Genomic DNA, 7126 nt, shown 5'->3' on the forward strand with positions numbered 1-7126 from the left:
GATCGAGGCCGCCCCGGCGGCCGACGGCCACGCGGCCACGACCGAAGCCGCCCCCGCGGCCGAAGGCCACGCGGTCGCGGCCGAGGGCCATGCCCCGCAGGGCGCCATCTCCATGTCCGAGGCGTCCAACACGGTTCTGGACGACGCCCACCATGCCCCGGCCTGGGTCAAGGTGTCGCCCTTCGTCGCCATGCTGATCGGCTTCGTCACCGCCTGGGTCTTCTACATCAGGGATCCGTCGATCCCCGGCCGTCTCGCCGCCCAGCAGCCGATCCTCTACCGCTTCCTTCTTAACAAATGGTACTTCGACGAGATCTACGACGCGATCTTCGTCCGCCCGGCCAAGTGGCTCGGTGCCTTCCTGTGGAAGAAGGGCGACGGCGAGGTCATCGACGGCACGATCAACGGCGTGGCGATGGGCTTCATCCCGACGCTGACGCGGATCCTGAGCCGGGCCCAGTCGGGCTACATCTTCACCTATGCCTTCGCCATGGTCATCGGCATCGCCGTGCTCCTGACCTGGATGACGATCTCTGGGGGCGCGCACTAATGGAAAACCTGCTTTCCATCATCACCTTCCTGCCCCTCGTCGCGGCGGCGATCCTCGCGCTCTTCCTCAAGGGCGACGATCCGGCCGCGCAGGCGAATGCGAAGTGGCTCGCGCTCATCGCGACCACGGTCACCTTCCTCGTCTCGCTCTTCCTCCTCTCGGGCTTCGACCCCGCCGACACCGGCTTCCAGTTCGTGGAAGAGCGGGACTGGATCATGGGGCTCAAGTACAAGGTGGGCGTCGACGGGATCTCCGTGCTCTTCGTCCTGCTGACCACGTTCCTGATGCCGATCACGATCCTCTCCTGCTGGGAGGTCTCGGCGCGGGTGAAGGAATACATGGTCGCCTTCCTCGTCCTCGAGGGGCTGATGATCGGCGTCTTCGTGGCGCTCGACCTCGTGCTCTTCTACCTTTTCTTCGAGGCTGGGCTGATCCCGATGTTCCTGATCATCGGCATCTGGGGCGGCAAGGAACGGATCTACGCGGCCTTCAAGTTCTTCCTCTACACCTTCCTCGGCTCGGTCCTGATGCTTGTCGCGATGATCGCGATGTATGTGGACGCGGGCACGACCGACATCCCGGCGCTTCTGAACCACCAGTTCTCCTCCGAGACGCTGAACCTCTTCGGCTTCCACATCGTCGGCGGGATGCAGACGCTCCTCTGGCTCGCGTTCTTCGCCTCCTTCGCGGTGAAGATGCCGATGTGGCCGGTTCACACCTGGCTCCCCGACGCCCATGTGCAGGCGCCGACGGCGGGGTCGGTCGTGCTGGCAGCGATCCTCCTGAAGATGGGGGGCTACGGTTTCCTGCGCTTCTCGCTGCCGATGTTCCCGATCGCCTCCGACCTCCTCGCCGGGCTCATCTTCTGGATGTCGGCCATCGCCATCGTCTACACCTCGCTGGTGGCGCTGGCGCAGTCGGACATGAAGAAGCTCATCGCCTACTCTTCGGTCGCGCACATGGGCTACGTGACGATGGGCATCTTCGCCGCGAACCAGCAGGGACTTGACGGCGCGATCTTCCAGATGCTGAGCCACGGCTTCATCTCGGGCGCGCTCTTCCTCTGCGTCGGCGTGATCTACGACCGGATGCACACGCGCGAGATCGACGCCTATGGCGGGCTCGTCAACCGCATGCCAGCCTACGCGCTGATCTTCATGTTCTTCACCATGGCCAACGTCGGCCTACCGGGGACCTCCGGCTTCGTCGGCGAGTTCCTGACGCTCATGGGAATCTTCCAGGTCAACACCTGGGTTGCCGCCGTCGCCGCGACGGGTGTCATCCTCAGCGCGGCCTATGCGCTCTGGCTCTACCGCCGGGTGGTCTTCGGCGACCTCATCAAGGAAAGCCTGAAGACCATCTCGGACATGAGCGCGCGGGAAAAGGCGATCTTCGCGCCGCTCGTCGCGATGACCCTGCTCCTCGGCGTCTACCCGAGCCTCGTGACCGACGTGACCGGCCCCTCGGTCGCGGCGCTCGTCACCGAATACCAAGCCGCCGTGCCCGCCGACACCGGCGTGCAGCTGGCCAGCCACTGAAGGATCGACCCGCGATGATCTCCGCCGATTTCTCCGCCATCCTTCCCGAAGTGGTCCTGGTCCTCTACGCCATGGCCGCGCTTCTCGGTGCGGTCTACACTGGCAAGGACGAATTGGCCGGCACGCTCACCTGGGCCACCGTCGCGGTCTTCACCGGCCTTGCCGCGTGGATCGGGCTTTCGGCGCCGGACGCGGTGACGGCGTTCGGCGGCATGTTCGTGGACGACCCCTTCGCGCGCTTTGCCAAGGTGACCGTGCTTCTCGGCGCGGCTGCCGTCCTCGCCATGAGCGCGGATTACATGGCGCGGCGCGGCCTCGCCCGGTTCGAGTTCCCGCTCGTCGTGGCGCTTGCCGTCGCCGGCATGATGATCATGGTTTCGGCCGGCGACCTCATGTCGCTCTACATGGGGCTCGAGCTTCAGTCGCTCTCGCTCTATATCCTCGCCGCCTTCCGCCGCGAGAGCGTGAAATCGACGGAAGCCGGGCTGAAGTACTTCGTGCTCGGCTCGCTCTCCTCGGGGCTCCTGCTCTACGGCGCCTCGCTGACCTATGGCTTCACCGGCACCACGCTCTTCGCCGGGATCATCGAGACGATCCAGGGCGGGCACGTGTCGGTCGGGCTTCTCTTCGGCCTCGTGCTGATGATCACCGGGCTTGCCTTCAAGGTCTCGGCCGTGCCCTTCCACATGTGGACGCCGGACGTCTACGAAGGCTCGCCGACGCCGGTCACCGCCTTCTTCGCCACCGCTCCCAAGATGGCCGCGATGGCGCTCTTCGCGCGGCTGGTGTTCGACGCCTTCGGCGCGGCCGTCGCGGACTGGAGCCAGGTCATCGCGGTCATCGCGGCCCTGTCGATGTTCGTCGGCGCGATCGCCGCAATCGGGCAGCGGAACATCAAGCGGCTGATGGCCTATTCCTCGATCGCCCACATGGGCTTCGCGCTGATGGGCCTCGCCGCGGGAACCGAGGCGGGCGTGAAGGCGATGCTGATCTACATGGCGGTCTATGTGGCGATGAACGTCGGCACCTTCGCCTTCATCCTCTCGATGGAGAAGGACGGCGCCCCGGCGACCGACATCGACACGCTGAACCTCTATGCCAGGAAGGAGCCGATCAAGGCGCTCGCCATGCTCGTGCTTCTCTTCTCGCTCGCGGGCGTGCCGCCGATGCTGGGATTCTTCGCGAAGTACGGCGTGCTGCTTGCCGCCGTGAACGCGGACATGGTGCTGCTGGCCGTCGCCGGGGCGGTCGCCTCGGTGATCGGCGCCTTCTACTACCTGCGCATCGTCTACTACATGTACTTCGGCACCGAGGCCGAGGGGCTGGAGACGCGGATGGTGCCGGCGCAGTGGATCCTGCTCATGGCCTCGGCCATCGTCATGGTGGCGGGCGTCGTGAACCTTCTCGGCATCGAGGGCGCCGCGGCTCTGGCGGCCGAAGTTCTTGTCCGCTGAGCGGACGGATGGCGGTCCGGTCTGGCCCGAGGGCGTGGCGCGCCATGTCCTCGCCGAGGTGGACAGCACCAACTCCGAGGCGCAGCGGCTTGCGCCGCACCTGACGCAGCCGGCCTGGATCCTCGCCCGGCGCCAGACGGCGGCGCGCGGGCGGCGCGGCCGGGCCTGGATCTCGCCCGAGGGAAACTTCTTCGCCACCCTCGTGATGCGGCCCGCGGGCGATCCGGTCTCGGCCGCCCAGCGTAGCTTCGTTGCGGCCCTTGCGCTGGCCGAGGCGCTGGGCCAGGCGGTCGGGCCGGGGGCGACCCTCGCCCTGAAGTGGCCGAACGACGTGCTTCTGAATGGCGGCAAGGTGGCGGGGATCCTCCTCGAAAGCGCGGGGCAGGGGGGCGCCGTGAGCCACCTGGCAGTCGGCATCGGCGTCAACCTCGTCGCCGCGCCGCCGCCCGATTCAGTGGAGGCCGGCAGCACGCGGCCCGTGTCGGTGATGGGAGAGACCGGCGTCCGGCTCGCGCCGGAGGCGCTTCTGGACCTCATCGCCCCCGCCTTCGCCCGCTGGGATGCACAGCTCGCCACCTGGGGCTTCGCCCCGATCCGCGCGGCCTGGCTCGCCCGCGCCGCGCGGCTCGGCCAGCAGCTCACGGCGCGGACCATGGCCGAGACGATCGAGGGCATGTTCGAGACCATCGACGAGAGCGGCGCGCTCGTCCTCCGCACCGGCGGCGGGCGGCGCACCATCCCGGCGGCGGACGTCTTTTTCTGAGGGAGGGACCCCATGCTCCTCTGCATCGACTGCGGCAACACCAACACCGTCTTTTCCGTCTGGGACGGCGAGAGCTTCCGCTGCACGCTCAGGACCTCGACCGAGCACCAGCGCACGGCGGACCAGTATTTCGTCTGGTTCTCCACCCTCATGGAGCATCACAAGGTGCCGGTGGAGATCGACGACGTCGTCATCTCCTCGACCGTGCCGCGGGTGGTCTTCAACCTCCGCGTCCTCTGCGACCGCTACTTCAACTGCCGCCCGCTCGTCGTCGGCAAGCCGGAATGCGCCTTGCCCGTCGCCCCGCGGGTCGATCAGGGCACGACCGTCGGCCCCGACCGCCTCGTCAACGTCGTCGCGGGCTTCGACCGCCACGGCGGGGACCTCATCATCGTCGATTTCGGCACGGCGACGACCTTCGACGTGGCCGACAAAGACGGCGCCTATATCGGCGGGGTCATCGCCCCGGGCGTGAACCTCAGCCTCGAGGCGCTGCATATGGCCGCTGCGGCCCTGCCACATGTGGATGTCACGAAACCGCAGAAGGTCATCGGGACGAATACGGTTGCCTGCATGCAGTCCGGCATCTACTGGGGATATGTAGGGCTTGTCGAAGGGATTGTCCGCCAGATCCGGATGGAACGCGAGCGGCCGATGCGGGTGATCGCCACCGGCGGCCTCGCGCCGCTCTTCGGCCAGGGCACCGAAATATTCGACAGCGTCGAGGACGACCTGACCATGCATGGGCTCGTGCTCATCCACCGCTACAACAAGGGACTTGCGACCGGATGACCAAGAAGGACCGCCTGATCTACCTTCCGCTCGGCGGCGCCGGCGAAATCGGCATGAACTGTTACGTCTTCGGCTACGGACCCGAGGGGGCGGAGCGGCTGATCGTCGTCGACCTCGGCGTGACCTTCCCGAACATGGACGAGACGCCGGGCGTCGACCTGATCATGCCCGACATCACCTGGCTGGCCGAGAACTCAAGCCGGGTGGAGGCGATCTTCATCACCCATGCGCACGAGGATCATGTCGGCGCGCTCGGCCACCTCTGGCCGAGGATCAAGGCGCCGGTCTACGCGCGGCCCTTCACCGCCGCCATCGCGACCCTGAAGATGGAAGAGCAGGGGCAGCCTCTCGACGTCATCCGCGTGGTCAAGCCGCGGCCCGAGGTGGTGCAGGCGGGGCCGTTCCGGGTGCAGTTCGTGCCGGTCAGCCACTCGATCCCCGAAAGCGCCTCGCTCGTCATCGACACCCCGGCCGGGCGGATCGTCCATTCGGCCGACTTCAAGCTCGACGGGACGCCGGTGGTGGGCGAGCCCTTCGACCCCGAGGAATGGCACCGCATCGCCAAGGAGGGGAAGGGGGTCAAGGTTCTGACCTGCGATTCCACCAACGTCTTCTCGCCGCATCCGGGACGGTCCGAGGCCTCGCTCGCCAAGCCGCTGTCCGAACTCATCGCCGCGCAGCGCGGCATGGTCGTCGCCACCACCTTCGCCTCCAACATCGCGCGGCTGAAGACGCTGGCCGAGGCGGGGCGCGACGCGGGGCGGTCGATCTGCCTTCTCGGCCGCGCGATGAAGCGGATGATCACCGCGGCGGTGGAAACCGGCATCCTGACCGACTTCCCGCCGATCATCCAGCCCGAGGAGGCGGTCGACGTGCCGCGCCAGAGCCTCATGCTGATCGTCACCGGAAGCCAGGGCGAGCGCCGCGCGGCTTCTGCCCAGCTTGCCCGCGGCAAGTATCTCGGGCTTGAGATGAAGGAGGGGGACACGTTCCTTTTCTCCTCGAAGACCATCCCCGGCAATGAGCGCGACGTGATCCGGGTGATGAACGCCTATTCGGAGATGGGCGTGGACGTGATCGACGACCGTGGCGGGCTCTACCACGTCTCGGGCCACGCCAACCGCCCGGATCTGGAAGCGGTGCACGAACTCCTGCGGCCGAAGATCCTCTTGCCCATGCACGGCGAGCACCGGCACCTGCGCGAACATTGCCAGATCGGCCTGGCCAAGGGGATCTCGGCCGAGCTTGCGGTCAACGGCACCATGGTGGACCTGACCGGGGACGAGCCGGACGTGGTCGAGTATGTGGAGGCGGGGCGGACCTACCTCGACGGCAGCGTGCTCATCGGGGCGATGGACGGCGTCGTGCGCGACCGCATCCGAATGGCGCTGAACGGGCATGTGCTGGTCACGGTGATCCTCGACGAGGACGACCAGCCGCTCGGCGAGGCCTGGGTGGAGACGATGGGCCTTGCCGAGAGGGCCCGCTCTGGCGCGCCGGTGGCCGAGGCGGTGGAGCGCGAGCTCAACGAGTTCCTCGACAGCGCGGGCGATCGCGTCCTGAAGGACGACGACAAGGTCGAGGAGGCGATCCGCAAGATCGTGCGGCAGGTGGCCGTGGAAGAGATCGGCAAGAAGCCGGAGGTGACGGTTGTCACAAGCCGCCTAGTCGCCGAGTGACCGGCGGCCGCGAACCGACGGGGCGGCCGCCCGGTCCCTTCTCCGCTGATCGCACTCCCCGGAGTAAGGTCAGACCTTTTCCGGCTTGAATCCGCGCAGGAGAAAATCGGGCACGTGGTCGCCCATGCCGACGACCGGCGCGCCCTGGTCGCGGTCACCGCGGCCCTCACCCCGGCTGCCGCGCCGGTCGCGGTCAGGACCGCGCTCGCGCTTCGGCCTCGGTTCGGTCGTGCGCTCGTGCCGCGGGTGGTCCTCGGTGACACGTGCGGGCCTTTCCGGCGCAGGCTCGATGCGCGGGGCGGGCACGTCGAGCGGCGCGAGCGAGGCTTCCTGCCCATGCGGCTTGACCG

5 protein-coding genes and 2 pseudogenes are annotated in these 7126 nt (G+C 67.5%); 6 read left to right on the forward strand and 1 reads right to left on the reverse strand.

The annotated features are described in order from the left end of the window. From F9K34_RS15840 to F9K34_RS15865, 6 genes and pseudogenes are all read left to right on the forward strand, one after another. Window positions 1–550: pseudogene (locus F9K34_RS15840) on the forward strand (NADH-quinone oxidoreductase subunit L); the annotation flags it as partial. Then, window positions 550–2088, forward strand: coding sequence for an NADH-quinone oxidoreductase subunit M (locus F9K34_RS15845; RefSeq protein WP_291338091.1), 1539 nt, complete (start codon window positions 550–552; stop codon window positions 2086–2088). The pseudogene F9K34_RS15840 and the gene F9K34_RS15845, both read left to right, overlap by 1 nt. 14 nt (window positions 2089–2102) lie before the next feature. Next, on the forward strand, window positions 2103–3542 hold the full coding sequence (gene nuoN, locus F9K34_RS15850; RefSeq protein ID WP_291338092.1) for an NADH-quinone oxidoreductase subunit NuoN: 1440 nt from the start codon (window positions 2103–2105) through the stop codon (window positions 3540–3542). Further along, window positions 3532–4305, forward strand: a complete 774-nt coding sequence (locus F9K34_RS15855; protein ID WP_291338093.1) for a biotin--[acetyl-CoA-carboxylase] ligase — start codon at window positions 3532–3534, stop codon at window positions 4303–4305. The genes nuoN and F9K34_RS15855 overlap by 11 nt, the downstream gene beginning before the upstream one ends. Before the next feature lie 12 nt (window positions 4306–4317). Continuing rightward, window positions 4318–5097, forward strand: a complete 780-nt coding sequence (locus F9K34_RS15860) for a type III pantothenate kinase (protein ID WP_291338094.1) — start codon at window positions 4318–4320, stop codon at window positions 5095–5097. Further along, entirely contained in the window at window positions 5094–6776 is a 1683-nt protein-coding gene (locus F9K34_RS15865; protein ID WP_291338095.1) for a ribonuclease J, read from the forward strand. The genes F9K34_RS15860 and F9K34_RS15865 overlap by 4 nt, the downstream gene beginning before the upstream one ends. Window positions 6777–6845: 69 nt before the next feature. Here F9K34_RS15865 and F9K34_RS15870 read toward each other — a convergent pair. Beyond that, window positions 6846–7126, reverse strand: a pseudogene (locus F9K34_RS15870) (hypothetical protein); the annotation flags it as partial.

The organism is Albidovulum sp. (genome assembly GCF_008933605.1).
Taxonomy (GTDB): Bacteria; Pseudomonadota; Alphaproteobacteria; order Rhodobacterales; family Rhodobacteraceae; genus Albidovulum.